This is a genomic window from Flavobacterium sp. LMO6 (assembly GCF_009495795.1).
Lineage (GTDB): Bacteria > Bacteroidota > Bacteroidia > Flavobacteriales > Flavobacteriaceae > Flavobacterium.
Genome location: NZ_WIBH01000026.1, coordinates 1 through 3,848, shown reverse-complemented (window position 1 = coordinate 3,848; position 3,848 = coordinate 1). Strand labels below are relative to the sequence as shown.

Below are 3,848 nucleotides of genomic sequence, written 5' to 3'. Positions count from 1 at the left end.
TTGTTCCGGTAGCTGTTGCTGGTGGACATCCTCCTGTTGTAGTTACAGTATAGTTGAACGTTCCTGAAACAGTTGGTGTACCACTAATGGTTGCCACATTACCTGCCCATGAACCTGTAACTCCAGCTGGTAATCCAGCAAATGTTGCGCCTGTAGCTCCTGTTGTTGCTAAGGCAATATTCGTAATAACACTATTGATACAAACCGTTTGATTCGTACCTGCTGCAATTGTATTTAATGGCGTAACAGTAATAGTTCCAATTGTTGTTGCTGGTGGACATCCTCCTGTTGTAGTTACAGTATAGTTAAAAGTTCCTGAAACAGTTGGTGTACCACTAATGGTAGCCACATTACCTGCCCATGAACCTGTAACACCTGCTGGCAATCCAGCAAATGTTGCACCTGTAGCTCCTGTTGTTGCTAAAGCGATATTCGTAATAGCACTATTGATACAAACCGTTTGATTTGTTCCTGAGGCAATCGTGTTTAATGGATTTACAACAACTGTTGCAGTATTAGTAATAGTTGATGAACAACCAGGCGGAGTGAAGGTATACTGCACACCATCTATCCATAATCTACCCGCATTACGAGTAAAAGTAATTGTATTTGTAGATACAGTTGGAATAATTGTAATTTGACTTAATAAATCTAGAGTACCACCATTAAAAACAACAGAACTTCCTCCTGATGAAACTGTAACATCACCAGCAGCATTATCTCTAGCCAGACTAACAGTTATTGAAGTCCCAGCAGGAACAGTGTGTTGTAAAGTAATAGTTAAAACTAAATTTGTATTATCTAATTGAGTACAATTTCCAGCCACAGCAGCTGCTCCAAGGGCAGAAATTGCACCCGTAGAGTTAGCTGGAGTAATACCTCCAACAGCAGACAGACCATTACCTGTAACCGGAGTACCTGCTGCAGCAATATTTATAGCATTAAATGTTGTATTAGTTGTAACAGAAGGTACAGTAACTGTTACTGTTCCTCCAGCATTTATTGTTGTAGTTTGTGAAGCACCTAAATTAATATTATAACTAACTATAGCATTTGGTGTCCCAGTAATATTAAATACAGCGTTGTTACCTGAGCAAATTGGCGAATTAGAAGTCAAAGTACTAAGAACAGGACCAGCACTAATTGTAACTGATGTAGTAGTAACGGTTGGCACAGCACAACAAGCATTTGGTGCAATTGTATATGTAACAGTATATGTACCAGGGGTACTTGTAGCAGGTGTGATTTGACCTGTAGCTGAATTAATTGATAAACCTGCAGGAGCACTAAAAACTCCAGTTGTATATGACCCTGTTCCTGTTAAATTTACATTTACTGGTAGCGAAGTTGAACAAAATGGTGATCCAGTGTAAGAAATGGCTGCTGTAGGACAAACTGCTGCAACATTTACTGCAACATTTCTAACATAATTACAACCATATTCATCTACAGCCGTTAATGTATATGTGAAAGAACCAGCATTTAAAAATGGTCCAACTGTAACGTTATTAGTTAATTGATTTCCAACACATGTTCCTGGAGCAGGACAACCACCTGGTCCGGGATCTATTACTATAGTCGAAGTTGTAGTTTGAGCTGGCACAACTGGTCCTGCTCCACTATTACTCCATGTTAAAGTTGCAATATCTGGAGTAACAAACTCTGCATTCGCATAACAAGAACCAGGAAATGCTAATGACCAACCCGTTATTGTACCATCGTCCAAAAAAATATTATCCCTTACCCTTAATGTCCAAACTCCATTTAGATCTGCACCGTTTAATGAAGTAAATGGGTTTGTAGAATTATACGTTTGAGAAATATAATTATCTCCTGTTTCACATAAACCTGTATAAGAACAAGTTCCACTTACAGGCGCAACAGTTGTTACACCTGCAGCTGTCCAGTTAACACCGCCTGCATTTACAACCGTATAAGTAGCAGGACAACCAGCCACTCCATCGTCCGCAGGATTAGCACAAACACCAAAATTAGTTCCATTACCATGTTGATCATAAATCAACACACTTTGACCTGTAGGCGATATTAAAGTTAGTTGTAAATCACCTGAATAAGTATGTTCTAAATCAAAAGTTATAGTAGGATAACAACCCGGTGTCATTGTTGCTCCAACTGGAAAAAGACCAGTAAAATCAAGAGTCGTGTTATAATTTACCCCACTACCATCAGGTAATGCTATTGGACTACCAGAAACAGATAATGGATTAGTTGCCATAGTTTGTGAAGTTGCTAATCCATTTAAATTAACCGAATCTCCACAACTTACATTAAATGTAGTTAGTGATGAACCTGTAAAATCTGGGGGAGGTAATACCCGAACAACTCGTGTAGCAGCATTAGTGCTTTGACAACCTAACGGATCTATATCTGTATTATTATTTCTTACCGACAAACTAACTGAATAAATCCCAGGACCAGGAAAAGTATGCGATGTATTAGGTGAAGCTGTAGTTGAAGTTGTACCATCACCCCAAGACCATTCATAAGCAGAAATTGAAAAACCTCCTGGCGCATTTGAAGCACTACCATTAAAATTAACAGCTAAAGCTCCTGGATTAGTTGCAGTAGAAGGACATATATTAACCGTTGAACTATCAACTAAACCAGCTATGGGAGTTACACATGGAGTAGCACATGAAATTGTTGCAGACCAACCAGCTCGTCTTGTATTGTTATTTGAAATAAATTGTAATGAAATACAACCATCAGGACTGGTAGAAATAAGGGTTGCAGTTCCTAATGCTCCACATAATCTATCATTATTGGTTCCAACAGCACCTACCGCATTTGCATACCATACATCTAAATAATCCGTACAAAGCCCTCCTCCTCCTTCAGTATCAAAAGTATTAAAAACTATTTTAACTATATCACCAGGAGTAGATGGACAAAAAGTTATAGTACTATTTTGACTGTTAGCATAATTCCCACCACCACCATCATCGACAAATGTTCCAGAACATGTAGCAACTGTACCGTTTGCTCCATTAGACATTGTATATGTTTGAGAGAACATACTAAAAGAGAAAAATATAAAAATCCAAAGTAGGGAGTATTTTTTAATCATAATCTTTATTTAATATAAAAACTATTACTAGTTTATTTTAGTTAATTTTTGCTTTAAATCTTGATCAAACATGTAGATAAACCAAAGCTCATCATATGTATAAATTTTTCTAACTTTATCAGATAGAGACAAAAAATATTCATTTGCTTTTTTATAATAAAAATAGTCTTCACCTTTATTATTCTCCATTTCAATAATTTCTTCAGAAGTAAACTTTCTTAAAAAATTATCAGCCAATTGATTATTTTGATAATTAACGATATTTAATTTATAAGAAAGGTCATTTTGTTTCACACCTTTTTTTTGCAATACAACACCTGGAGGCAAATTATAATTATTTTCAATAGAATTTTGGGCATTAACTAGCGAAGAAGCTAATAAAACCAACACAAAAGCAAAAATATTTTTCATTAGAAGTCTATTTTTTTACATTATTATTAACAATAATACAAAAAAAATTAACATAACAATAACACATTATCAGTTTTTTTTGCATTTAAACCGAAAATAAAAAAAGAGAGGATTAATCGTACGATTAATCCTCTCCTAAATGATATAATTTAAAACTATCTTTTCAAAGTAAAATGGGCTTTAAATTGTTTTCCTACTCCATTTTCTGTGTAATCTAATGAAAACCAATAATCTGTTGATGGTAACAATTGCTGATTATGCGTTCCATCCCAACCATTACTTCCATCTGTAGCACTTAATTGTTTTAACAATTTACCATAACGATCAAAGATGTATAATTTAGCATCTG

At 35.6% G+C, this 3,848-nt stretch carries 3 protein-coding genes; all 3 read right to left on the bottom strand.

The window, feature by feature from the left end:
* Positions 1-3,088, bottom strand: a 3,088-nt coding sequence (locus GFJ99_RS13105) for an S-layer family protein (RefSeq protein WP_153209473.1), incomplete at its 3' end; no start/stop codon positions are given.
* Positions 3,089-3,115: 27 nt separating this feature from the next.
* The gene (locus GFJ99_RS13100) at positions 3,116-3,499 is read right to left on the bottom strand and encodes a hypothetical protein (protein WP_153209471.1); all 384 of its coding nucleotides are present in this window, start codon (positions 3,497-3,499) and stop codon (positions 3,116-3,118) included.
* 155 nt (positions 3,500-3,654) lie between these two features.
* On the bottom strand, positions 3,655-3,848 hold a 194-nt coding region (locus GFJ99_RS13095), incomplete at its 5' end, for a T9SS type B sorting domain-containing protein (RefSeq protein ID WP_153209469.1).

Excerpts from the sequence above, each read along its gene's own strand:
- GFJ99_RS13100 (WP_153209471.1), bottom strand. The coding sequence starts at position 3,499 with ATGAAAAATATTTTTGCTTTTGTGTTGGTTTTATTAGCTTCTTCGCTA.